We start from the raw sequence: 23793 nt of genomic DNA on the forward strand, positions 1-23793 counted from the left end.
CAAGCTGCCTTACACAGGCGGCCTGAATGCAACTTGCATCATGGTGCTGGAATGAAATGGGCGCGGGGGGGCGCCCATTGATTGCCGGGTGGCACTTCGTTTACCCGTCCTACGATACTGTAGGCCTGTGCAAGCGTAGCGCCGCCAGGCTTTACAGACTTAGATCTTGCCGACCAGGTCCAGGGATGGCGCCAGCGTTGCTTCGCCTTCTTTCCATTTAGCCGGGCACACTTCGCCTGGGTGAGAAGCGACATACTGCGCTGCTTTCACTTTACGCAGCAGGTCAGACGCATCACGGCCGATACCTTCAGCGGTAACTTCGATAGCCTGGATAATGCCCTGTGGGTCAACCACGAAGGTTGCACGGTCGGCCAGGCCTTCATCTTCACGCATGTTGTCGAAGTTACGGGTCAGGGCGCCAGTCGGGTCACCGATCATCGCGTATTTGATTTTGGCGATGGTTTCAGAGCTGCTGTGCCACGCTTTGTGGGTGAAGTGGGTATCGGTAGACACAGAGTAAACGTCTACGCCCAGCTTCTGCAGTTCGTCGTAATGGTCAGCCACGTCGCCCAGTTCGGTCGGGCAAACGAAGGTGAAGTCAGCCGGATAGAAGAAGAAGACGCTCCAGCGGCCTTCGGTATCTTTCTCGGTAACTTCGATGAATTCACCGTTTTTGAATGCCTGGTTTTTGAAAGGTTTAATTTTAGTGTTAATCAAAGACATCTGTACTTCCTCCGTGTTTTCGTTGAGATGTAAGGTAACCAACTTTATCCATCGGGGCTAATGCGTATGCTTTATCAAATCAATCAGCCAAACCTTACAACGTCGACAAGACAACAAAGTGAACCTTTTACAGGGAAGCCTGAAAGTAAAAAGGCCGCCTCAACGGGCGGCCCTGATACCTGAATTCCCCGCAGGTACATTCAGTGCCAGCCGAAGCTGGCGTTGCGTTGCGCTCTACAACCCTTTATATCAAGGCGGTAACAGCGGTTTGATTACACCACCCGTACAGGGATTGGGCAATCCATAAGAGAGACATTCCTGCCTATGGCTGTGATAGGCAGCATCGAACAGCCACTTAGAGACGTTATAAATTTATTTTAATGATAAAAATATCTCAATATATAAATGACAATTGTTATTTGACGTGCTCACCCTCACTTCTAAGATAAAAATATCTTAATCATCTTTGAAGCGCTATTTCAATAATCTGACAGCGTGATATATTTAGTTGAGTTTAATTTAAAATTAAGAGAGTTAACCACAAGGATTGTAAATGGTTAACTTCAAACTATAGTTATCAGTGATGTGATAGCTATAGCAAACACGACATTTTCAGGACGCAACATGGCTAATCTCTACGACCTCAAAAAATTTGACCTCAACCTGTTAGTCATTTTTGAGTGCATTTATCAACATCTGAGCATCAGTAAAGCGGCCGAGACGCTCTACATTACCCCCTCAGCAGTGAGCCAGTCACTGCAACGTCTGCGCGGGCAACTCAATGACCCTCTGTTTATCCGTTCAGGTAAAGGGATCACCCCAACCACGGTAGGCGCTAACCTGCATCAGCATCTGGAACAGAATCTCAATCAGCTTGAGCAAACCATTAATATTATGCACAGCAGCGGGCTGAAGAAAAATTTTGTGATCTACTGCCCACAGTTTATGACGCCTAAAATCATGCTTGATCCGATGAAAATTCTCATGGAGAAGCATAACTATCAGATTGAACTGCATGATGTTTTCCTTGCCCGGGATTCAGCGGAAGACCTTCTGGCGTACCGGAAAGCAGACCTCGTCTTCTCTTTTGTAGCGCTGAATAGCCGCTCGACGGCCTGCAACATGTTCTATGACATGCCTTTTACGCTGGTTTGCCGCGAGGCGCATCCCCGCTTAGGCTCATATGCGACACGTGACGAAATTCTTCAGGAAAAATTTACGGCCTACCTGAGCAGCGAGCTGAGCGTGAAGAGCTATCAGGAGAATGCTGAAAAAGTGCTCCCAGAGCGAAATATTCTTTTCCGCAGCGACTCGTTTATCTCCCTTCTGTCGATAATCAGCCACTCCGATATTATTGGGTTAGTTCCCGTCCCGGCCTTTGAACAGTACGGCTCAGCACTAAGTCTTCGTGAAATTAATACGGATTTAACCTTCCCTTCAATTCCTGTTTATATGATGTATAATCGCTCAGCACTAAATAGCGCTGCATTTGCGAGTTTTATTGACGAAGTTTCGGCGCTGAGACAATAATTACTGGCCGCTCACCCGCGGTCAGTAATATTAAATACATTCACTGGATTAATGTATTAGCGGATTGCACGGTTTATTGCAAGGGAATGACATGTCAATTTACAAGCTTCCATTGGATAATAACGTCCTTACGGCCACGCAGGAACGAATAGCCTGGACTCTGGAAAATTTATCTCGAGTGTGTGTCTCTTTTTCAGGGGGAAAAGATTCCACCGTCATGTTACATTTGACGGCATTACGCGCCCGCAAGATGAAGCGCAAAATAGATGTTCTCTTTATTGACTGGGAAGCGCAATTTACTTACACCATTAACCATGTCGAACATATGCGTGCCTTATACAGCGATGTCATCGATCGTTTCTGGTGGGTAGCGCTCCCCCTCACCACGCAGAATTCCCTGTCGCAATTCCAGCCGGAGTGGCAGTGCTGGGAACCCCATACCGAGTGGGTGCGTCAACCTCCTGCAGATGCCATCTCTGACCCCGCTTTTTTCCCTTTTTACCAGACGGGAATGACCTTCGAGACCTTTGTGCGCAGTTTCTCCGACTGGTTCTCTCACAAGCGCCCGGCCGCCGTGATGATCGGTATCCGCGCCGATGAATCTTACAACCGCTTTCTGGCTATCGCGTCAGCGCGTAAACAACGGTTTGCCGATGATAAGCCCTGGACAACCGTCGCGCCGGGGGGACATGCCTGGTATGTCTACCCGCTTTACGACTGGAAAACCGCCGATATCTGGACCTGGTTCGCCAAATCAGGCTGCTGCTATAATCCCCTCTACGATCTGATGTTTCAGGCCGGCGTGCCGCCCCGCTATATGCGTATTTGTGAGCCCTTCGGTCCTGAGCAGCGTCAGGGATTATGGCTCTACCATGTTGTTGAGCCCGATCGCTGGGCGGCCATGTGCGAGCGCGTGAGCGGCGTACGCAGCGGAGGGATTTACGCCGGGCACGATAACCATTTTTATGGTCACCGGAAAATCCTGAAACCCGATCACCTCTGCTGGCGTGAATATGCCCTGCTGCTCCTCGACAGCATGCCGCAAAATACGGCTGAGCATTACCGCAATAAAATCGCCATTTATCTGCGCTGGTATCAGAAGAAAGGCATAGAGGATATTCCCGACACCCAGGACGGTGATATTGGTGCCAAAGACATTCCCTCATGGCGCCGTATTTGCAAGGTTATCCTTAATAACGACTACTGGTGCAGAGCGCTGTCGTTCAGCCCAAATAAACCCAAACATTATCAGCGCTACAGTGAAAGAGTGAAGGCGAAACGCAAGGAGTGGGGCATATTATGCGACAACGATTAATCACCGAGATCGAAACGTACCTTCAGTCTCTTCCCGAAGAGGATCGGATTAACGCCATCAATGCTTTTCGTGAAGCGATTCATAAAAATAGTCCTTTTCGTGAGCAACCGATAGACTGCGTGCTTTGGATCAAACAGGACGCGATTATCGCAAACGACTACAACCCCAATAACGTTGCCCCTCCAGAAAAAAGTCTGCTCAGCAAGTCGCTGGAACTCGATGGATTCACCCAACCTATTGTCGTGACGGAAAGTGAACCGCAACATTACGAAATTGTGGATGGTTTCCACCGCCATGAAATTGGCAAAACTCGGGCGGCGTTAAAGCGTCAGCTCAGGGGATATTTCCCCGTCACCTGCCTGCGCCAGGATCGACAGGAAAAGCATGACCGTATGGCCGCCACGATCCGTCACAACCGGGCGCGTGGACGACACCAGATCAACGCGATGGCAGAAATCGTCCGTGAACTGGCGCAGCTTGGCTGGAACGAGCAAAAAATTGGCAAAGAGCTCGGTATGGACAGCGATGAGGTTCTGCGCCTCAAGCAAATCAACGGCCTGCTGGAACTGTTCGCAGACCGTCGTTATTCAGAAGCCTGGACGGTGAAATAATCAGAGCGCATTCAGGCGTTCGGCCGCCAACAGCAGTGTCGATTCTTGCTTCGCAAAACAGAGACGGATCAGTTTATGCGGGAAGGGATCGGCACAGAAGACCGACAGCGGTATGGCGGCCACGCCTGCCTCTTTGGTCAACCACTGGCAAAAGCTGACGTCATCCAGATCGGAAATCGCGCTGTAGTCCGCGAGCAGGAAATAGGTTCCTTCAGACGGCAAAATTTCCAGGCGGCTTTCGCTGAGCGCATTCACAAATAGATCCCGGCGCGCGCGATAAAAGTCCGGCAGCTCGCGGTAGTGCTCCGGCTCCGCGCGCAGCATATCCGCCAGCGCCAGCTGAGCCGGCGTGTTCACGGCAAAGGTCAGGTACTGATGCACCTTGCGCAGCTCAGCGCTAATGGCGGCCGGTGCCACGCAGTAGCCCACTTTCCAGCCGGTCATATGGTAGGTCTTACCGAACGATGAGACGGCAATAGCGCGCTCGCGAAGCTGCGGATGGGCCAGCACGCTGGCGTGTCCTTCTTCTGCAAAGCAGATGTGTTCGTACACTTCATCGCTCAGCACGTAGATTTCACGTTCCGCAATCGCCTGCCACAGCGCCGCGAAATCGGCTTTCTGCCACACCGTTGCGGATGGATTGTGCGGCGTATTCAGAATCACCAGGCGGGTTTTATCACTCAACAGTGCCGCGAATGCCTGCCAGTCAGGGCGGAAATGCGGAGGCTGTAACGCCACGCGTTTCACTACGCCGCCGGAAAGTTCCACCGCAGGCGCATAGCTGTCGTAGCTCGGGTCAAAGCAGATCACTTCATCGCCCGCGCGCACCAGCGCAGTGATGGCCGCGTACAGCGCTTCGGTCGCCCCTGCCGTCACCGTGATGTCGCTGTTCGCATCGGGCTTATGGCCATACAGCTCAGCCGTTTTGTCGGCAATGGCTTCCCGCAGCGCCTGCACGCCCGTCATTGGCGCATACTGATTCGCCCCCTGCGCCACGTGATACGCTAAACGCGCCTGCAGATAAGCCGGGCCGTCGAAATCCGGGAACCCCTGAGAAAGGTTAATGGCGTTGTGCTGCTGCGCCAGAGCGCTCATCTGCGTAAAGATGGTGGTACCGAGATTGGGAAGTTTACTTTGCGGAATCAAGGCGTTAATGCTCATTGTGTTGTGCCTGCTTGTAATACTTATGTTGCTGCCACTATAACACGATGTTAGTCTTTGGCAATCAAGACGCTTAGACGTCTAAACAATATGAATATTCCTGGCCGAGAGGGTAAAAGGAAAATGACAGACAACCTGCAACTCACGCATCTGGTCGACGCCTGCCGCTGGATCGGTGCCAAAGGCTGGGCACCCGCCACCGGCGGCAACATGTCGGTGCGTCAGGACGAACGCCTCTGCTGGCTCAGCGAATCCGGCAAAGACAAAGGCAGCCTGACGACGGCGGATTTTCTCCAGGTGGAGATCGCCACCAACCGCGCGCCGTCTGGCCGCAGACCGTCGGCGGAGACAGGTCTGCACACCCTTATTTATCGCCTGTTCCCGGAAGCCAACGCCGTGCTGCACGTTCACACGGTTAACGCCACGGTGCTGTCGCGTCTGGTCAAAGAGGCCGAGCTCAACATCAGCGGCTTTGAGATGCAAAAATCCCTCACCGGACAAACCACGCATCTGGATACGGTGGCTATCCCGGTCTTTGATAACGACCAGGACATCGACGCCCTCGCCTCGCGCATCGCCCATTACGCCCAGGAACGCCCGCTTAATTATGGTTTTCTTCTGCGCGGTCATGGCTTAACCTGCTGGGGACGTGACGTGGCCGAAGCCCGCCGTCATCTGGAAGGATTAGAGTTCTTATTTGAATGCGAAATGCGTTTACGACAACTGGAGAGAGTATGATTCGCGCGATTGTGACGGATATTGAAGGGACCACCAGCGATATTCGTTTTGTCCATGATGTTTTGTTCCCCTACGCGCGTGAGCGGCTGGCGGCCTTCGTGACCGCGCAGCAGTACGCCGAGCCGGTGAAATCCATTCTGGACAACCTGCGTGATGAAATCGGTCACCCGCACGCCAGCGTCAGCGAGCTTATCGACGCCCTGTTTGCCTTTATGGATGAAGACCGCAAATCGACCGCGCTTAAAGCGCTGCAGGGGATCATCTGGCACGACGGCTACGTGAACGGCGACTTTACCGGTCACCTCTACCCGGACGTGCTGCCTGCGCTGGAAAAATGGAAAGCGCAAGGGATTGATCTCTATGTTTATTCCTCTGGCTCCGTTGCTGCGCAGAAACTGTTATTTGGCTACAGCGATGAAGGTGATATTACTCATCTGTTCAGCGGCTATTTTGATACCCACATCGGCGCCAAGCGCGAGGTGCAGTCTTATCAGAACATTGCGGCGCAAACGGGCATCGCCCCGTCGCAGATCCTGTTCCTGTCGGATATTCATCAGGAGCTGGACGCGGCTGAACAGGCAGGTTTTCGCACCCTGCAGCTGATTCGCGGTGAAGATGACGGCGCAAGCCATCACCATCAGGTCCACCAGTTTGACGAGATTAACCCGGAGCAGATCCCTTCATGAGCGCATTGACCATTTATTCCGACAAAGACGCCAGTCAGCACCAGTGGCACAGCACCGACGCCGCCGAGATTGCCCAACAGCTCAACGCGAAAGGCGTGCGGTTTGAACGCTGGGCGGCGGATCGCGATTTAGGACACGATCCCGCCCCTGAAGCCGTGATCGCGGCGTATCAACATGCGATCGACAAACTGGTCGCAGAGAAGGGTTACCAGAGCTGGGACGTGATTAGCCTGCGCGCCGACAATCCGCAGAAAGACGCGCTGCGCGCGAAGTTCCTGAACGAACACACCCACGGCGAGGACGAAGTACGCTTTTTCGTAGAAGGCGCGGGCTTGTTCTGCCTGCACATTGGCGATGAGGTGTATCAGGTGCTCTGCGAGAAAAACGACCTGATTTCTGTTCCTGCGGGCACGCCGCACTGGTTTGATATGGGCTCAGAGCCGAACTTTACCGCCATTCGTATTTTTGATAATCCGGAAGGCTGGGTGGCCCAGTTTACCGGTGACGCCATTGCGGATGCGTATCCGCGCCTCGCTTGATCTTTTCTCCCTCTCCCTGTGGGCTGAGGAATCCCCACAAAATAATACCAGCACGGACGACCCCCTCTCCCTTGAGGGAGAGGGCTGGGGTGAGGGGGAACATACGGCTCTGGTGGTCATTCCGTTCACTTTATGTTCCTTGCTACTCTGTAAGGACATGGCCGGTGAACGTGCCAGGGCGGCTCAATCGCCACCGCCCTGGCGACCCGGGCTCCCGGCGGTAAATCGCCGCTTCGCGGTGCCTTCGGCTTATTCCTTCCGGCTTTTCGGGGACGGGCGGAGGTAACGTCCCTGTAAAGCCCGCCCTCTCGGCGCATCCATGCGCCTCGCCCCGGCCTACAGGAAACGCCTCAGCGATTTACAGCCGGACCAGGGCATCGCTGTAAGCCATTCATTTTCCTGAAGTCACATGCATCGCTTCAGGTATAAAATTACTGGGGATTCCTCACCCCTGTGGGAGAGGGCACCAGCGCGCACTACGCGTTTAGCCTCTTCACATACTCCACCAGCTGATCCAGCACTATCCCCCACCCTTCGTGGAAGCCCATCTGCTCGTGCTGCTCGCGGATTTCCTTCGTCGGATGACGCGCAATCGCCGAGTAGCGGGTTTTGCCCTCGCCTACGTCTTCCAGCAGCAGGATCGCCGTCATAAACGGCTTCTCGGCCGGTTTCCAGCCTTCGGTATAGCCGTCGGTAAAGACCAGCTTTTTTCCCGGGTCGATTTCAAGGAACACACCCCGGTTATCCATCCGCTGACCGTCCACCTCAAACACGGTGTTGAACCGTCCGCCCACGCGGAGGTCGAGGTCGCATTCGGTCACCTTATGGGGAGCAGGAATGAAGAAGTTTTTGATATGCTCGGGCGTAGTCCAGCAGAGCCACAGCAGGTCGCGCGGTGCGTCCACCACGCGCTCCAGTTTTAAGTCTGTTTCAGGATCGAGCGTCACGATGTTGTCCTCTTAAGGGAGCCCCTTAAAGGATAGCCGGACTCAGGCAAATTTCCCTTCCGCAACCTCTTCCGGCGTGACCACGCCCGTATCCAGCACCCAGCCGCTAATCAGCGAGGCTGGGGTCACGTCAAACGCCGGGTTGTAGACCTTCGCGTTTTCCGGTGCCCACTGCACCGCGCCAAAGCTTCCGGCGACGCCCGTTACCTCGCTGGCTGCGCGCTGTTCAATCGGGATCGCGTCGCCGTTCGGGCAGTCCGGGTCGAGGGTCGTTTGCGGCGCGGCCACGTAGAACGGAATGCCGTGGAATTTTGCCAGCACCGCCAGGGAATAGGTGCCAATCTTGTTCGCCACGTCGCCGTTGGCAGCAATGCGGTCTGCACCCACCCACACGGCGTCCACCTGCCCTTTCGCCATCAGGCTGGCGGCCATGGAATCGGTAATCAGCTGATACGGCACGGCCAGCTCGCCAAGTTCCCAGGCGGTTAATCTTCCCCCCTGCAGCAGCGGACGGGTTTCATCGACCCAGACGTTACTGACCTTGCCTTCCTGATGCGCGCGAGCAATCACGCCCAGCGCGGTGCCGACGCCCGCCGTTGCCAGCCCGCCGGTGTTGCAGTGGGTCAGCAGGCGGCTGCCGGGTTTTACCAGCGCGCTACCGGCTTTCGCAATCGCGTCGCAGAGCCGTTTATCTTCGTCAATCAGGCGCAGCGCTTCAGCCACCAGCGCCGGAACGAAATCTTCCTGCCACAGCGCAATCTTCATGCGGTCGAGATTGTTCATCAAATTCACCGCCGTCGGGCGGGAGGCGCGCAGGGTTTCCAGCGCAACCGCCAGCTCATCGCGGCTTTTGCCGTTTTCCGCCAGCAGCGCCAGCAGCAGACTTGCAGAGAGACCGATCAGCGGCGCGCCACGCACCCGCAGGGCGTGAATATGCCCCACCAGCGTCTCTACCGCTGAGGCATCCAGCCAGCGTTTCTCCTGCGGAAGGGCCTGCTGGTCGAGAATAAAGAGCTGATTATCCACTACCCGCAGGCTGGTCGTCTGTAATGTCTGCATGTCGTTAATTCCCTGTTGCGTTGTTGTAGCACATTGTGTCAGGATGAAATCCAGATGTATAGACGTCTACATGTCTTTATTAGCAAACCCGTGAGGAGCAGGCCATGTCGCAATACCGTACCTTTACCGCTCAGGACGCCGTGGAATATGCCAGGCAGTTTGGCGGCCTTGACGATCCTTCATCGCTGGTGGAGGCGCAGGAGGTAGGCGACGGCAACCTCAATCTGGTGTTCAAAATTTTCGACAGCGCGGGCGTGAGCCGCATCATCGTTAAGCAGGCGCTGCCCTACGTGCGCTGCGTCGGCGAATCCTGGCCGCTGACGCTGGACCGCGCCCGTCTCGAAGCGCAAACCCTGGTCGAACACTACCGGCACAGCCCGCAGCACACGGTGAAAATCTACCACTATGACCCGGAACTGGCGGTGATGGTGATGGAAGATCTCTCCAGCCATCGCATCTGGCGCGGCGAGCTGATCAACAACGTTTACTACCCGCAGGCGGCGCAGCAGCTGGGCGAATACCTCGCGCACGCGCTGTTCCACACCAGCGATTTCTACCTGCACCCGCACGCGAAAAAAGCGCAGGTGGCGAAATTCATCAACCCGGAGATGTGCGAGATCACCGAAGATCTGTTCTTCAACGATCCCTACCAGATCCACGAGCGCAACAGCTACCCGGCCGAGCTGGAAAATGACGTAGCGGCCCTGCGCGACGACGCCCAGCTCAAAATTGCCGTGGCCTCCCTGAAGCACCGTTTCTTTTCTCAGGCTGAAGCCCTGCTGCACGGGGACATTCACAGCGGCTCGATTTTTGTGGCCGACGGCAGCCTGAAGGCCATCGACGCCGAGTTCGGTTATTTCGGGCCGATGGGTTTTGACGTCGGCACCGCCATCGGCAACCTGCTGCTGAACTTCTGCGGCCTGCCGGGGCATCTGGGCATTCGCGATGCCGCCGCCGCGCGCGAGCAGCGCCTGACCGATATTCAGGAGCTGTGGAACACCTTCGCGGAACGGTTCCAGGCGCTGGCAAACGAGAAAGCCCGCGACGCTGCGCTCGGCGCACCGGGCTACGCCTCCGCGTTCCTGAAAAAGGTCTGGCATGACGCCATCGGCTTTTGCGGCACCGAGCTCATTCGCCGCAGCGTCGGGCTTTCCCACGTGGCGGATATCGACACCATCCAGGATGAAGCCATGCGCCACGAATGCCTGCGCCACGCGATAACGCTCGGTAAAGCGCTGATTGTGATTGCCGACCGTATCGACAGCGCGGAAGAGCTGGTGGCACGGGTGCGGCAGTACAGTTGAGTGCTTTTGCCGGGTGGCGGCTTCGCCTTACCCGGCCTACGTTACGAATGTAGGCCCGGTAAGCGCAGCGCCCTCCGGCAAAAACTCACCCCAAATACTCAATCACCGACAACCCACCGTTATAATCCGTGCTGTAAATAATCCCCTGCGCATCCACAAACACGTCACACGACTGGATCACCTGCGGGCGATTTGGGCGGGTATCCATCATTTTCTTTGGTGCCGCAGGCACGAGCGCCCCCGTTTCAACCGGACGATACGGATTGGAAATGTCATACGCGCGCACGCCCGCATTCTGATACGTGGCAAAAATCAGCGTGGAGCTGACAAAGCTCCCCGGCCGATTCTCGTGCAGGTTATGCGGCCCGAAATGCGCCCCTTTCGCCACGTAGTCAGTTTCGTCCGGCTGTGGGAAGGTAGAGATGCTGACCGGGTTAGACGGCTCGCGGATATCAAACAGCCAGATCAGCTTCTCCCCGTCCTCCTGGTTGTCGAGCACTGCTTCATCCAGCACCACCAGCAGATCGCGGTCCGGCAGCGGCAGTGCGGTGTGCGTGCCGCCGCCAAACGGCGGACTCCAGTTACGGTGGCTAATGAGCTTAGGCTGGGTACGATCCTTCACGTCCAGCAGCGTCAGGCCGCCGTCGCGCCAGCTGCCGTACGCGGTATCGCCGGCAATAATCGCATGGTGGAGCGCGTAGCGTTTCCCTTCCGGCCAGTTCGGCTGTTCACCTTCGGCCTGGTTCATCCCCGGCAGCCACCAGCGCCCTGCCACCTCAGGCTTACGCGGGTCGGCCAAATCGATCGTCAGAAAGATGTAGTCGGTAAAACCGTCAATAAGCGCCGACACGTACGCCCAGCGGCCACCGACGTACCAGATGCGGTGAATGCCAATTCCGCTCAGCGACAGAAAGCCGATTTCGCGCGGCGCGTCCGGGGTCGAGATATCAAAAACGCGCAGCCCGGCGCTCCAGCCTTTGTCCTGCACATCGCGGACGGTCTCGCCCACCTGCCGGGTGTAGTAGACCTTTTCGTCGGCAAAGCGGGCATCGGCAAACAGATCCCGGGCATTGATGACCAGCAGCAGGTCATCATGCGCCTGCAGATGCACGTTCCAGGTGCCGGCCGGCGCGGGCACGTAGCCCGCCGCTTTCGGGTTTTTCGGGTCGCGCACGTCGACAATCGAAAAGCCCTGCGACACCATATGGCCGATATACGCAAAGCCGCGGTGGACCATCAGCTGTACGCCGTCCGGGCGACCGCCCTGATCGCTATGGCCAATCAGCCGCATATTGCGGCTGTATTCGGGTTGAGGTAATGCAGACATAGTTGAGTCCTTTCGCCGGATGGCGGCTTCGCCTTATCCGGCCTACAACACCGTAGGCCCGGTAAGCGAAGCGCCACCGGGCATTATTTTGACCTGGCTTCCAGCGTCGCAAACCACGGCGCGATAAAATCTTCCGTCTGGCCCCAGCCCGGAATGATTTTGCCCAGCGACGCCACGTTCACCGCGCCCGGCTGGGCGGTCAGCAGCGCCTGAGGAATGGCGGCTGCCTTAAAATCGTAGGTCGCAGGTGTGGTTTCCCCGGCAATTTTGTTCGCCACCAGACGCACGTTGGTCGCGCCAATCAACTTCGGATCCACCGCCACGCTCACCTTCCACGGGCTGCCCGGCTCGCGCATCAGCTGCAGATCCTGGTTAGAGATGTCGATGCTGTAGAGCTTAATCTCGGTGCGGCCGTTCTCCTTCAGCGCTTTATACGCCCCCTGGCTGAAGGCGTCCCAGGTTCCCCAGATGGCGTCGATTTTACCTTTCGGGTATTTCGTCAGAATCGCACCCACCTTGTTGGCGGTGTCGCCCTGCACGTCAGAGGAGACCGCGCCGATAGACTCCAGCTCTTTGATGTCCGGGTACTGTTTTTGCAACTCTTTATACGCCGCCTGACGACGCTCCATCGGCGGGAAGCCCGCCACCCACAGCTTGACGATATTGGCCTTGCCGTTGAAATCTTTCGCCAGCTGGCCGAAGGAGAGGTTCGTCAGGGAGGCATCGTCCTGCTGGGTGACGGTCACGCCAGGGATCTCGCCATTAACCGCCGTATCAAAGACGGCGACCTTAATCCCGGCGTCCACCGCTTTCTTCACCAGCGCGGTGGAGTACGGATCGCGCCCCTGAGAGAGAATAATCCCGTCGTACTTCTGGCTGATGGCCTGGTTCACGAAGTCCTGGAATTTGGCATCGTCGCCATTGCTTAAAAAGGTGCTGACCTTAAAGCCGAGCTTCTTCCCTTCCTGAATCGCCCCGGCAATAAACTGCGTGGTGTTGTCGTCTGAGCCAAGGTTACGGATCACCGCGATGCGAATGGGGCCGTCATGGTTCGCAATGGCGGCCGGAACCGGCGCGGGCGTGGCCGCGAATCCCGGCAGAGCAGTGAGCAACCCTAGTGCCACCAAAGAGAGTGCAATCTTTTTCATTTTTTATCCCGTTGTGTTGTCAGCGTTTTTGTATGTAGGTAATCGCCAGCGCTACCGCGAGCACCAGCCCTTTTATAATGTCCATGGCGTAATACGGCACGGAGAGCATCACCAGCCCATTCGACAGCACGCCGAGGATCACCGCCCCCACCAGCGTGCCCAGCGCGTTCGGCTTGCCGGACCCGGCCAGCGAGAAGCCAATCCACGCCGCCGCCACCGCATCCATCAGGTAACCGCCGCCCGCGTTCACCTGCGATGAGCCAATACGCGAGGCCAGCAAAATCCCGCCCAAGCCCGCCAGCAGGGAGGCAATCACGTAGGCCGCCACCTTGTAGCGCGTGGTGCGAATGCCGGAGAGACGCGCCGCTTCAGGGTTACCGCCAATGGCGTACATCCGGCGTCCGTGAGTGGTGAGCGACAACCCCAGCTGTGCCAGCACGGTCACCACCAGCATGACGATCACGATGGTCGGCACCTGTCCCAGCAGGCTGAACGCCGCCGGAATAGTCCCTTCCGCCATATCGCCGCTCGGCAGCACCATGTTCTCGGTAATCGACCCGCCGTAGCTGTAGGTCATCGCCACGCCCTGAATAACAAACAGGCTGGCAAGCGTCGCGAGCATGTCCGGAATGCGCAGGATGACGATCAGAAAGGCGTTAAACAGCCCCACCAGCGTGCAGAGCGCGAGGGTGATCAGAATCGACTCGGTGGTGCCGAAGCCGTGCCAGACAAAAAGGGAAATCACCAGCGCGTTCGCCAGCGACGCGGTAGACCCCACGGAGAGATCGAACCCGCCAATGGTCAGCGAGATCGACACGCCGATGGCTATCACCGTCACGATGGCAATCGAGCGCAGAATGTTGACGATGTTGTTCGGGTCGAGGAAGCTGTCCGACGCCAGGCCAAAGACAGCCACCAGCGCGACGACGGTTAATAGCATGCCCCACTTGTAGAGAAAATCGAAAATCTGCTGACGGCCAGACGCCGTCGCGTTCACTGAAAGGGCCTTACTCACGACGCCGTTCCTCCGGTTGAATAATAAAGTAGTGTCTCTTCACGGGCCTCGGCCCCGGCGATTTCCGCCACGATGCGCCCGTCCCACAGCACGCAGATGCGGTCGCACAGCCCGACCAGTTCGGCAAATTCGCCCGAGGCGTAAATCACCCCTTTACCCTCGCGCGCCAGGCCGTCGATTAGCTGGAACAGATCGGTTTTGGCCTTCACGTCCACGCCTTTGGTCGGCTCGTCGAAGATGAGCACGCTCGCGTCATTTCGCAGCCATTTGCCGATGGCGATCTTCTGCTGATTGCCGCCAGATAAGCGACGCAGCACCTGTCCCGGCCCACGCGCACGCACGCCAACGCGGGCGATCACCTCCTCCGCCCAGCGCCACGCCTGACGATGGCCGAACAGGCTCCAGCGCGAGAAGCTGTTATCGGCGCACACGGCTAGATTCATGCTCACCGGCTCGTCGATAAAAATGCCCTCTTTGCGGCGCTCCTCCGGCACCAGCGCCAGCCCGCGCAGCACGGAGTCGGCCGGGTCGCGCGGCTGCCAGGTTTGATGATTCAGCTCACCGCGCGCCACGCGGCTTTTGGTGGCGCCAAACAGCGCCTTGCAGAGTTCGGTTTTCCCCGCCCCCGCCAGCCCCGCAATCCCGAGGATTTCGCCTTTGCGCAGGTGCAGGGAGATATCTTTCAGCAGCGCGTCGTCGTGAAGCCCCTCAACGCGCAGCAGCGTTTCGTCGCCGTGCGGCGGTCGCGCGGGAGGATAGATGTCGCTCAGCACGTGGCCGAGCATCTTCTCGACGATGGCTTCGCCGCTCAGATCGGCCATCGGGCCGGACTCGATCAGCTTGCCGTCGCGCAGCACCGTTAAGGTGTCGCAGATGGCCTTCAGCTCGTGAATGCGGTGGGAGATAAACACCACGCCGATGCCCTGCTGCTTTAAACGTCTCACTACCGCAAACAGGCGCTCGCTCTCATGCGCGTCCAGCGGCGCGGTGGGCTCATCAAGAATCAAAAAACGGCAGTGGTGGGATAGCGCCCGCGCCAGCAAAATCTGCTGCTTTTCGGCAAGCGTGCAGCTGTCGATGGAACGGCGTACGTCCAGAGAAACATCCAGCTGCGCCAGCGCCTGTCTCGCCTGCTGACGGATCGCGCGCCAGCGGAAGCGATGCCCCGGCTGCGCCAGCTGGTCGAGCATGATGTTCTCGGCGATGCTTAACCCCGGGATCAGCGCCACGTCCACCTCCTGCTGCACAAGGTGGATCCCCAGCCGTTTGGCGTCGAGCGGCTCGCGGATGCTTACCGGCTGGTTATTAATGGAGATTTCGCCCTCATAGTGGTCGTGCGTCCCGCACAGCACCGCCATCAGCGTCGATTTTCCCGCGCCGTTGGCGCCGGTCAGCGCATGTACCGATCCGCCGGTTAAGGTGAAGTTCACGCGCGACAGCGCCTGAAAGCCGGAAAAGGCCAGGCTGATACCGCGCATTTCAAGGCGACTGGAAACCATCCACGTAAATCCTTCATAACTCTTCTGATTTATCGAATTTTTCACAGCTCCGGTTGACTGACAACGACGGAAAAGGCATAAGTTAAAGCGAAATATTATTAGCCATCCGGATGTCCAGACATAACATCGGGTTAGCGCTTGCTAAAAAAGGACAACACCATGAGCAACACCGATATCCGCGTCGTGCCTGGCCCGGCGAACTACTTCTCCCATCCCGGAAGCCTTGCGCATCTGAATGACTTCTTTACCCCGGAACAGCTTTCCCGCGCGGTGTGGATCTACGGCGAGCGCGCTATCGACGGCGCGCGCCCGTTCCTGCCGGAGAGCTTTCACGCGCCGGGGGCGAAACACCTGTTGTTTAAAGGCCACTGCAGCGAGCGCGACGTCAATCATCTGGTGAACGAATCCGGCAGCGACGCCAGCGTGGTGATTGGCGTCGGCGGCGGTGCGGTACTGGATACCGTCAAGGCCGTGGCGCGTCGTCTGGGCGTGCCGTTCGTGGGCATCCCCACTATTGCCGCCACCTGCGCGGCGTGGACCCCGCTCTCCGTCTGGTACAACGATGCCGGTCAGGCGCTGCATTTTGAGATCTTCGACGACGCCAACTTCCTGGTGCTGGTGGAGCCACAAATCATTCTTAACGCCCCGGCGGAGTATCTGCTGGCGGGCATCGGCGATACGCTGGCGAAGTGGTACGAAGCGGTAGTGCTCGCCCCGCAGCCTGAAAAGCTGCCGCTGACCGTGCGGCTGGGCATCAACGGCGCGCTGGCGATCCGCGACGTGCTGCTGGAGCACAGTGAGGAAGCCCTGGCTGACCAGCAGCGCGGTGAACAGACGCAGGCGTTCCGGGACGTGGTGGATGCGATTATCGCAGGCGGCGGGATGGTCGGCGGTCTGGGCGAACGCTATACCCGCGTGGCGGCGGCGCATGCGGTGCACAACGGTTTGACCGTGCTGCCGCAGACGGAAAAATACCTCCACGGCACCAAGGTGGCCTACGGCATTCTGGTGCAGAGCGCCCTGCTCGGCCAGGACGACGTGCTGGCACAGCTTGTCTCGGCGTATCGACGTTTTAACCTGCCGACCACGCTTCGCGCGCTGGAGGTCGATATTCACAACCGCGACGAGCTGGATAGGGTGGTTGCCCACACCCTGCGCCCGGTGGAGTCAATTCATTACCTGCCGGTGACGTTAACGCCTGAGGTTCTGCGCGCGGCGTTTGAGAAGGTGGAATCCTTCAGCCGTTAATCGCGCCGACAGGCTATACCTAATGATGATTCTTTATACTCTTGCAACGAGGTCATCATGCTGATCGATTTAACAGGTAAAAAGGCGCTGGTTACCGGTGCCAGCCGCGGGTTGGGTCGGGCTATTGCACTGTCGCTGGCGCGCGCCGGTGCCGATGTAGTTATTACGTATGAAAAATCCGCCGATAAAGCCCAGGCGGTCGCCGATGAGATTAAGGCGCTGGGACGACACAGCGAAGCCGTGCAGGCGGACAGCGCCAGCGCGCAGGCGATTCAGGATGCCGTCACCCATGCGGCGCGTTCCCTCGGCGGGCTGGACATTCTGGTCAACAACGCCGGGATCGCACGCGGCGGCCCGCTGGAGTCCATGACGCTGGCGGATATTGACGCCCTGATCAACGTCAACATTCGCGGCGTGGTGATCGCCATTCAGGAAGCGCTGGTGCACATGTCCGACGGTGGGCGCATCATCAACATCGGCAGTTGTCTGGCCAACCGCGTGGCGATGCCGGGCATTGCCGTTTACTCGATGACCAAGTCCGCTCTTAACTCCCTCACCCGCGGGCTGGCCCGTGATTTAGGGCCGCGCGGCATTACCGTTAACCTGGTGCACCCCGGCCCCACCAACAGCGATATGAACCCGGAAGACGGCGAACAGGCTGACTCACAGCGTCAGCTTATTGCCCTGGGCCACTACGGCCAGCCGGAAGACATCGCGGCGGCGGTCACCTTCCTCGCCAGCCCGGCAGCCGGGCAGATCTCAGGCACCGGTCTGGACGTGGACGGCGGTTTGAACGCCTGATCGCAATATTCCTGCAAGCCTCTGTCGCCCGGCAGAGGCCTTGTCGAGCCGCCTCGACGGTTTGCGTTTTGCCTCTTACCTGCGCTTTTTTTCCGCTCTACAGTACCTCATAAGAAATTCGGAATTTATCTAATAGTCTTATTATTTCCTTATATTTTGTATGGGCGTACAGTGGAGGTACGGATGAAGATCGTGTGGTCAAAAACAGCAGAGAAGCAATTTTCTAAAATCGATACGCGATATCAGAACCGCATTAAATTCAGGCTGGAGAAGATGGATGATAAAACATCAACTGTCGCGGATATCAAGAAATTATCTTCTCCCGAAAACCACTACAGGTTGCGATTAGGTGATTACAGGGTCATTTACACCTTCGGAGACCCGCCAGGTGATACCTGTTACGTAGTGGCGGTAAAACGCCGGACAACCACCACCTACCTTCATGAGGAGCATACGGAATATGACTATTCAGTTCATCAAGGATGAAGAAGGAAAAAAACAGTATGTTGTCATTCCCTACGATGAATATTTTCGCATGCGTTTAGCCATGCTTGAGTATGATGACGATGATGAAAACGACTGGGAAGACATCCCTTACGAATCAGATATCTACGATAACGTAGGTTTACCGGGGGAAGTGTGCGACGTCATGCATAACGAGAACGTCAGCCTGCAGGCCGCATGGCGCATTCTGCGCGGCATGTCGCAGCAGGAGGTGGCGGAAAAACTCGGCATCAGCCAGTCCGCCGTGTCACAGCTGGAAGCGCTGGACTCCCGTCCGCAAAAGCGCACCCGCGAAAAGCTGGCGGCAATTTATGGCTGCAAGCAGGAGCAAATCAGCCTCTATTTACCGAAAGAGGGTTAACAGCACTTCGCCCCGCCCTTGCCGCCGTAGCGGGCGTCCTGGCGGTCACGGAAAAATTCTTCGTAGGTCATTGGCGTCTGGTCCGGATGGTTGACGCGCATATGCTCGACGTAGTTGTCGTAGTCCGGCACGCCAATCATCATTTTGGCGGCCTGGCCCAGGTACTTACCGGCTTTGGAAAGGGTGTCGAACATAATTCTGATCTCACAGGGAATGTAGGCCGGGTAAGGCGAAGCCGCCACCCGGCACAAAGGTTAGTGCGCCCCTTTCGCCTGGGTCACAATCTCTTCCAGGTTTTCAGGCATTGGCTCGTATGGCGTCTCTTTCGCCGTTGGCTTATCGTTTTTCAACGCCGCCAGCGCGGTCTTGAGAGAATACAACGCCAGCACCACGACCACCACCATAAAGAAGATGGTTAGCCCGGCGTCCAGACGGTTGTTAAACACCAGCTGCGACAGCTGCGATTCGGTGTACTGTGCCGGGATCTTGCCGCTGTCGATCATCGCCTGAAACTTGTTGGCAATTGCCAGGAAGCCCACTTTGTTATCCGGACTGAAGGCCTTCTGCCAGCCCGCCGTCAGGGTACAGATCAGTAGCCACGCGGTAGGCACCAGCGCCACCCACGCATAGCGCTGGCGCTTCATCTTGAACAGCACCACCGCGCAGAGCATCAGCGCCATGCCCGCCAGCATCTGGTTGGCGATACCGAACAGCGGCCACAGGGTGTTAATCCCGCCCAGCGGATCGACCACGCCCTGATGCAGGAAATAGCCCCACGCCAGCACGCACAGTGCCGTCGCCAGAAGGTTAGCCGGGAGCGAGTCGGTCCGCTTCAGGTTCGGGGAGATCACCCCCAGCAGGTCCTGCAGCATAAAGCGCGCCGCACGGGTTCCCGCATCCACCGCCGTCAGGATAAACAGCGCTTCAAACAGAATGGCGAAGTGATACCAGAACGACACGTCCATCAGTCCGCCCAGCGCGCCGTGGAGAATATACGCCATGCCCACCGCCAGCGTCGGCGCCCCGCCCGCGCGGGAGATAATGGACTGCTCGCCCACTTCGCTGGCGATGCTCGTCAACGTATCAGGCGTAATCGCAAAGCCCCAGCCGCTCACCACCTGCGCGGCAGAGGCCACCACGTCAACGGTACCGGCCGGAGCCAGGACCGCCATCGGGCTGTTCATCGCGAAGTAGACGCCTGGGTCGATAATGCAGGCGGAGACCAGGGCCATGATGGCCACGAAGGACTCCATCAGCATGCCACCGTAGCCAATCAGGCAGGCCTGATTTTCATTCGCCAGCATCTTCGGCGTCGTCCCGGAGGCGATCAGCGCGTGGAAGCCCGACACCGCACCGCAGGCAATGGTAATAAACAGGAACGGGAACAGGTTACCGGTCCAGACCGGGCCGGTACCGTCGATAAATTTGGTTAATGCCGGCATGGTCAGGGTCGGGCGCATAATCAGAATGCCGATCGCCAGCCCGATGATGGTGCCGATTTTCAGGAAGGTAGAGAGGTAGTCACGCGGGGCCAGCAGCAACCACACCGGCAGCACCGCCGCCACAAAGCCGTAGCCCACCAGCATCCAGGTCAGCTGTACGCCGGTAAAGTCGAAGAACGGCGCCCAGGTCGGGCTTTCCGCCACCCAGCCGCCGGAGATAATGGCGAACACGAGGAATACCAGACCAATCACCGACACTTCACCAATGCGGCCCGGACGCAGGTAGCGGATGTAGATCCCCATGAACAGCGCCAGCGGAATGGTAAAGGCTACGGTATACGTTCCCCACGGGCTGTGGGTCAACGCTTTCACCACAATCATCGCCAGCACCGCGAGGATGATCACCATGATCATAAAGGTCGCCACCAGCGCAATCACTCCGGCGGTCGCCCCCATCTCCTCTTTCACCAGCTCACCCAGCGAACGTCCGTCGCGGCGGGTGGAGACGAACAGCACCATAAAGTCCTGCACCGCCCCTGCCAGCACCACCCCGGCGAGGATCCAGAGCATCCCCGGCAGGTAGCCCATTTGCGCCGCCAGCACCGGTCCCACCAGCGGGCCTGCCCCGGCAATCGCCGCAAAATGGTGACCGAACAGCACTTTCTTGTCGGTCGGCACGTAGTCCAGACCGTCGTTATGGCGGACGGCAGGCGTCATGCGCGTCGCATCAACGCCTAACACGTTCTTTGCGATATAGCGACCATAAAAACGATAGGCGATCAGGTAAACGCAGACCGAGGCAACGACGATCCAGAGCGCATTGATCTGCTCCCCCCGGTTGAGGGCGATGTAGCCCAGGGCAAAGGCTCCCACAACGGAGAGCCCTGCCCATGTAAGGTATTTCCCTGAGTTGTTCATAGTGGTTATCCGTTGTTGTGAAACAGTGAGATGTTACATTTTGTTTCTAGAACAATCGGAAAAATTTAACAACATTGAAACGCAATAATGCGTGGTCAAACCAGAGATTTACACCACAGTGTTAAGCCGATCACTTTCGTGCCATCACTGGTCACACTTTTGCCTTTTTCAGCCAGACACGGCTTTACGAAATGATTTGTATCATTTTTTTTACTCATAACCTCGCCAGAATGGTCCTGCGCAATCGCGTGCATACAAGGAAAAAGGATATGAACAGTTCAATACCTCAGGATCAAAAGGTCGGGCCGGGCGCGTACTTCGCGCTGGCGTTTGCAGCCGTTTTCTTCTCCGGCCTGCTGGGCGGAAAAGAGTGGTACGGCGTCTTTGATTTCACCACCCTCAACGGCGCATTTGGCAAAGTCGTCAGCAAAGCCAGCCTTGACGACGGCACGTTGACCACCGCCACCAGCGCCTTTCGCGGCACCGGCGGCAGCGGCGCGATGGACGGGTTTCTCTTCGCGCTCGGTTTAATTCCCGCGGTGATGTTCGCGCTGGGGATGATCAACGTGCTGGAGCATTACGGCGCGCTGCGTGCCGCCCGCAAGCTGTTAACCCCTCTGCTTCGCCCGCTGCTGGGCATTCCCGGCACCACCGGGCTGGCGCTGATCGGCAGCCTGCAAAGCACCGACGTGGGCGCGTCGCTGACCCGCAACCTGTCTGATGAAGGGCAAATCAGCGAAAAAGAGAAAGATGTTTTCGCCATGTTCCAGTTCTCCGCCGGGGCGATGATCACCAACTTTTTCTCTTCCGGGGCGATCCTCTTCACGCTGGTCGCCGTTGACGGCACGGCGGCGGTTCCCACGTCCATTGGCGCCTGTATCGCCGTCATGTTTATCATGAAAATCGTGGGCGCAAATATGCTGCGATTGATCCTGTCCTTCACCCGTAAAGGAGACGCCACATGAGTGCCCCACAGTCTAACCCCGTGATTACCGATGTCTTCGTCGAGGGCGCGCGCAAAGGCTGGAGCATCGCCACCAGCAGCACCCTGCCCAACGTGGTGATGGCATTTATCATCATCAAAGCGCTGGAAATTACCGGTGCCCTGAAAGGGCTGGGCATGATCTTCGCCCCGTTAATGGGCCTGTTCGGCCTGCCGGGTGAGGCTGCCGCGGTGCTGATTGGCGGCTGGATGTCGATGGGCGGCGGGATCGGCGTCGCCATCGGCCTGTTTGATAAAGGCATTATCAACGGCGAGCACCTGGCGATCCTGGCGCCCGCTATCTACCTGATGGGCTCACAGGTGCAGTATCTGGGCCGCATTCTGGGCGTGATCGGCACCCGCGCCAAACGTATCCCGCTGATGATCGCCCTCTCGGTGGTCAACGCTTTCTTAGCCATGCTGCTGATGCGCATTATTCTCTGAACAGGACGTGAACATGAATCTTGACCACTACATTGAAGAACTGAAAACCCTGGTGAACGTGGACTGCGGCACCCAGACCATTGCGGGCGTTGCCGCCGTGGCAGGCATCATACAGCAGCTCTGGCAGCGCGAAGGCTGGCACACCGGGCAGGTGGATCTGGGCGATAAGGTAGGTCCCGGCGTGTTCGTCAGCAACAAGCCGCAGGCGGAACGCTTTGATGTGCTGCTGGTCGGGCACCTGGATACCGTGTTTGCGCCCGGCACCGTCGCCGATCGCCCGTTGAGCGAGGACAATACCCGCCTGTACGGCCCCGGCGTCTCGGATATGAAGAGCGGACTGCTGAATATTTTGTGGGCGATGCGCGGGCTCGACGCCGCGGACAAAGATCGTCTCGCGATTGCCGTGGCGATGAACCCGGACGAAGAGACCGGCTCGGTGTATTCCCATGAATGGATCGGCGAGCTGGCCAAACGTTCCCGTTGCGTGCTGGTGTGCGAAGCCGCCCGCGCCGACGGCTCGCTGGTGAAGGCGCGTAAAGGAATGGCAGGCTATCACCTTACCTTCAGCGGCGTTGCGGCACACGCGGGCAACGATCCGGAGAAAGGCCGCTCAGCGATTACGGCCCTGGCGAACAGCGTCAGCGCGATAAATGCGTTAACCGACTGGGATCGCGGCACCACGCTCAACGTTGGGGTGATTCACGGCGGCAGCGCGGCCAACGTGGTGGCGGATAACGCTGTAGCCGAACTCGACGTGCGCTTCTGGGAAAACGACGAGTACGACCGGGTGAATCAGGCGCTTGAAGCATTATGTGAAAAAGGCTTTTTAGACGGCGTGACCACTACGCTTGCGCGGGTGAATCACAAACCGGCGATGGCAGCAAGCGTTGCGACTCAGGCCCTGATGCAGCAGGTTGAAGCCGCAGGAAAAGCGGAGGGTATCGGCATTACCTGGCAGGCGGTCGGCGGCGGCAGCGATGCCAACCACACCGCCGCGCTGGGTATCCCGACGCTCGACGGCCTGGGGCCAATTGGCGCCGGGTTCCACAGCCCGGCGGAATGGCTGGATAAAGCGTCGATTGAGCCAAGAATTCGCTTACTCAGACGCGTAGTCTCTATGCTCTAATTTTGCACTAAATCGTCCCCTCTCCCTGTGGGCTGAGGGATCCCCAGTAATTTTTTTCCTGAAGCTATTAACATTGCTTCAGAGAAATGAATAACTTACAGCGATGTCCTGGTCCGGCTGTAAATCGCTGAGGCGTTTCCTGTAGGCCGGGGCGAGGCGCATGGATGCGCCGAGAGGGCGGGCTTTACAGGGACGTTACCTCCACCCGTCCCCGACAAGCCGGAAGGAATAAGCCGAAGGCACCGCGAAGCGGCGATTTACCGCCGGGAGCCCGGGTCGCCAGGGCGGTGGCGATTGAGCCGCCCTGGCACGTTCACCGGCCATGTCCTTACAGAGTAGCAAGGAACATAACGTGAACGGAATGA

24 protein-coding genes are annotated in these 23793 nt (G+C 57.7%); 14 read left to right on the top strand and 10 right to left on the bottom strand.

The annotated features are described in order from the left end of the window. Nucleotides 1–159 precede the first annotated feature (159 nt). Complete coding sequence (gene ahpC / locus CWR52_RS06270) at nucleotides 160–723, bottom strand: alkyl hydroperoxide reductase subunit C (RefSeq protein WP_008501015.1); 564 nt, start codon at nucleotides 721–723, stop codon at nucleotides 160–162. A 624-nt stretch (nucleotides 724–1347) separates the two neighbouring features. On the opposite strand from ahpC, the gene citR reads away from it, so the two are divergent. From citR to CWR52_RS06285, 3 genes are all read left to right on the top strand, one after another. Further along, on the top strand, nucleotides 1348–2253 hold the full coding sequence (gene citR, locus CWR52_RS06275) for a DNA-binding transcriptional repressor CitR (protein ID WP_104949137.1): 906 nt from the start codon (nucleotides 1348–1350) through the stop codon (nucleotides 2251–2253). A gap of 91 nt (nucleotides 2254–2344) precedes the next feature. Next, nucleotides 2345–3568, top strand: a complete 1224-nt coding sequence (locus CWR52_RS06280) for a phosphoadenosine phosphosulfate reductase (RefSeq protein WP_104949138.1) — start codon at nucleotides 2345–2347, stop codon at nucleotides 3566–3568. Next, on the top strand, nucleotides 3553–4179 hold the full coding sequence (locus tag CWR52_RS06285) for an IbrB-like domain-containing protein (protein ID WP_104949139.1): 627 nt from the start codon (nucleotides 3553–3555) through the stop codon (nucleotides 4177–4179). The genes CWR52_RS06280 and CWR52_RS06285 overlap by 16 nt, the downstream gene beginning before the upstream one ends. Here CWR52_RS06285 and CWR52_RS06290 read toward each other — a convergent pair whose 3' ends face one another. After that, nucleotides 4180–5340: a pyridoxal phosphate-dependent aminotransferase gene (locus CWR52_RS06290; RefSeq protein WP_104949140.1), complete on the bottom strand. Its 1161-nt coding sequence runs from the start codon at nucleotides 5338–5340 to the stop codon at nucleotides 4180–4182. Nucleotides 5341–5463: 123 nt separating this feature from the next. Between CWR52_RS06290 and CWR52_RS06295 the strand changes: the two genes are divergently transcribed. Genes CWR52_RS06295 through CWR52_RS06305 form a run of 3 tightly spaced genes read left to right on the top strand, consistent with a single transcriptional unit; the run spans nucleotide 5464 to nucleotide 7303 of the window. Beyond that, nucleotides 5464–6078, top strand: coding sequence for a methylthioribulose 1-phosphate dehydratase (locus CWR52_RS06295; RefSeq protein WP_033144913.1), 615 nt, complete (start codon nucleotides 5464–5466; stop codon nucleotides 6076–6078). Then, nucleotides 6075–6764, top strand: a complete 690-nt coding sequence (gene mtnC, locus CWR52_RS06300; RefSeq protein WP_104949141.1) for an acireductone synthase — start codon at nucleotides 6075–6077, stop codon at nucleotides 6762–6764. Before CWR52_RS06295 ends, mtnC begins: the two co-directional genes overlap by 4 nt. After that, nucleotides 6761–7303 (top strand): 1,2-dihydroxy-3-keto-5-methylthiopentene dioxygenase, encoded by a 543-nt coding sequence (locus tag CWR52_RS06305; protein ID WP_008501008.1) that lies wholly within the window; start codon nucleotides 6761–6763, stop codon nucleotides 7301–7303. The genes mtnC and CWR52_RS06305 overlap by 4 nt, the downstream gene beginning before the upstream one ends. 476 nt (nucleotides 7304–7779) lie before the next feature. Here the strand turns inward: CWR52_RS06305 and CWR52_RS06310 are convergent, their stop codons facing one another. Beyond that, nucleotides 7780–8250 carry an SRPBCC family protein gene (locus CWR52_RS06310; protein ID WP_104949142.1) on the bottom strand — a complete coding sequence of 157 codons (471 nt, stop codon included), beginning with the start codon at nucleotides 8248–8250 and terminating at the stop codon, nucleotides 7780–7782. Nucleotides 8251–8292: 42 nt separating this feature from the next. Continuing rightward, nucleotides 8293–9309: an S-methyl-5-thioribose-1-phosphate isomerase gene (gene mtnA / locus CWR52_RS06315; protein WP_104949143.1), complete on the bottom strand. Its 1017-nt coding sequence runs from the start codon at nucleotides 9307–9309 to the stop codon at nucleotides 8293–8295. Nucleotides 9310–9413: 104 nt separating this feature from the next. Between mtnA and mtnK the strand changes: the two genes are divergently transcribed. Then, the gene (mtnK, locus tag CWR52_RS06320; protein ID WP_104949144.1) at nucleotides 9414–10613 is read left to right on the top strand and encodes an S-methyl-5-thioribose kinase; all 1200 of its coding nucleotides are present in this window, start codon (nucleotides 9414–9416) and stop codon (nucleotides 10611–10613) included. Between the two features lie 85 nt (nucleotides 10614–10698). Here mtnK and CWR52_RS06325 read toward each other — a convergent pair whose 3' ends face one another. The 4 genes from CWR52_RS06325 to CWR52_RS06340 all read right to left on the bottom strand — a co-directional run bounded on the left by CWR52_RS06325 (nucleotide 10699) and on the right by CWR52_RS06340 (nucleotide 15602). Continuing rightward, nucleotides 10699–11940, bottom strand: a complete 1242-nt coding sequence (locus tag CWR52_RS06325; RefSeq protein WP_104949145.1) for an LVIVD repeat-containing protein — start codon at nucleotides 11938–11940, stop codon at nucleotides 10699–10701. Nucleotides 11941–12023: 83 nt separating this feature from the next. Then, nucleotides 12024–13088 carry a sugar ABC transporter substrate-binding protein gene (locus tag CWR52_RS06330; protein WP_104949146.1) on the bottom strand — a complete coding sequence of 355 codons (1065 nt, stop codon included), beginning with the start codon at nucleotides 13086–13088 and terminating at the stop codon, nucleotides 12024–12026. A 19-nt stretch (nucleotides 13089–13107) separates the two neighbouring features. After that, nucleotides 13108–14103 (bottom strand): ABC transporter permease, encoded by a 996-nt coding sequence (locus tag CWR52_RS06335; RefSeq protein WP_104949147.1) that lies wholly within the window; start codon nucleotides 14101–14103, stop codon nucleotides 13108–13110. Further along, entirely contained in the window at nucleotides 14100–15602 is a 1503-nt protein-coding gene (locus tag CWR52_RS06340) for a sugar ABC transporter ATP-binding protein (RefSeq protein WP_104949148.1), read from the bottom strand. The genes CWR52_RS06335 and CWR52_RS06340 overlap by 4 nt, the downstream gene beginning before the upstream one ends. Before the next feature lie 159 nt (nucleotides 15603–15761). Between CWR52_RS06340 and CWR52_RS06345 the strand changes: the two genes are divergently transcribed. The 4 genes from CWR52_RS06345 (at nucleotide 15762) to CWR52_RS06360 (ending at nucleotide 18516) form a co-directional block, all read left to right on the top strand. After that, nucleotides 15762–16850 carry an oxidoreductase gene (locus CWR52_RS06345; RefSeq protein WP_104949149.1) on the top strand — a complete coding sequence of 363 codons (1089 nt, stop codon included), beginning with the start codon at nucleotides 15762–15764 and terminating at the stop codon, nucleotides 16848–16850. A gap of 57 nt (nucleotides 16851–16907) precedes the next feature. Continuing rightward, on the top strand, nucleotides 16908–17651 hold the full coding sequence (locus CWR52_RS06350; protein ID WP_104949150.1) for an SDR family NAD(P)-dependent oxidoreductase: 744 nt from the start codon (nucleotides 16908–16910) through the stop codon (nucleotides 17649–17651). Between the two features lie 183 nt (nucleotides 17652–17834). Beyond that, on the top strand, nucleotides 17835–18137 hold the full coding sequence (locus CWR52_RS06355; RefSeq protein WP_104949151.1) for a type II toxin-antitoxin system RelE family toxin: 303 nt from the start codon (nucleotides 17835–17837) through the stop codon (nucleotides 18135–18137). Then, the gene (locus CWR52_RS06360) at nucleotides 18112–18516 is read left to right on the top strand and encodes a helix-turn-helix domain-containing protein (RefSeq protein WP_063438248.1); all 405 of its coding nucleotides are present in this window, start codon (nucleotides 18112–18114) and stop codon (nucleotides 18514–18516) included. The genes CWR52_RS06355 and CWR52_RS06360 overlap by 26 nt, the downstream gene beginning before the upstream one ends. Here the strand turns inward: CWR52_RS06360 and CWR52_RS06365 are convergent. Beyond that, nucleotides 18513–18710, bottom strand: coding sequence for a YbdD/YjiX family protein (locus tag CWR52_RS06365; protein ID WP_006809671.1), 198 nt, complete (start codon nucleotides 18708–18710; stop codon nucleotides 18513–18515). The two genes, CWR52_RS06360 and CWR52_RS06365, sit on opposite strands and share 4 nt — an antisense overlap. Nucleotides 18711–18770: 60 nt before the next feature. After that, nucleotides 18771–20876, bottom strand: a complete 2106-nt coding sequence (gene cstA, locus CWR52_RS06370; protein WP_104949152.1) for a pyruvate/proton symporter CstA — start codon at nucleotides 20874–20876, stop codon at nucleotides 18771–18773. Nucleotides 20877–21145: 269 nt separating this feature from the next. Here cstA and CWR52_RS06375 point away from each other — a divergent pair, with 269 nt between their 5' ends. The 3 genes from CWR52_RS06375 to CWR52_RS06385 are packed head-to-tail and all read left to right on the top strand — an operon-like array spanning nucleotide 21146 to nucleotide 23428. After that, nucleotides 21146–21841, top strand: coding sequence for a nucleoside recognition domain-containing protein (locus tag CWR52_RS06375; protein WP_104949153.1), 696 nt, complete (start codon nucleotides 21146–21148; stop codon nucleotides 21839–21841). Next, complete coding sequence (locus tag CWR52_RS06380) at nucleotides 21838–22302, top strand: YjiG family protein (protein ID WP_104949154.1); 465 nt, start codon at nucleotides 21838–21840, stop codon at nucleotides 22300–22302. The genes CWR52_RS06375 and CWR52_RS06380 overlap by 4 nt, the downstream gene beginning before the upstream one ends. 13 nt (nucleotides 22303–22315) lie before the next feature. Next, a complete protein-coding gene (locus CWR52_RS06385) occupies nucleotides 22316–23428 on the top strand; it encodes a M20 family metallopeptidase (protein WP_104949155.1) in 1113 nt (370 codons plus the stop codon). Nucleotides 23429–23793: the final 365 nt, after the last annotated feature.

The organism is Enterobacter sp. SGAir0187 (genome assembly GCF_002952735.2).
GTDB lineage: Bacteria > Pseudomonadota > Gammaproteobacteria > Enterobacterales > Enterobacteriaceae > Enterobacter > Enterobacter quasiroggenkampii.